General features: G+C 27.0%; 1 protein-coding gene. It reads left to right on the top strand.

The features are described from left to right. Positions 1–304 (top strand): transposase (locus KA858_RS12615; protein WP_210135848.1); only part of this gene is annotated, 304 nt, incomplete at both ends.

Consider the following 304-nt stretch of genomic DNA (forward strand, 5'->3'; position numbering starts at 1 on the left):
CGTAAATTGAAAGCGTTAAAAGATCATATTAATCGCTATTCTTTGAAACTAAGACAAAAAGTCAAAAAAGTAACGATTGATAAGTATGAAACATATATTTCGCTAATCAAGCAATTATTTCCTAATGCGAAGATTATTATTGATCGTTTTCATATTGTACAATCTTTAAATCGAGCTTTAAATATGTCTAGAGTTCACATAATGAATGGCTTTAAAACTTCTAATAGACCGCTTTATAACAAGTATAAATGTTATTGGAAATTATTTCTTAAACCATATGAAACGCTAGAGGCATTTAATTATC

Source organism: Staphylococcus sp. GDX8P80P, assembly GCF_017893095.1.
Taxonomy (GTDB): Bacteria; Bacillota; Bacilli; order Staphylococcales; family Staphylococcaceae; genus Staphylococcus; species Staphylococcus borealis.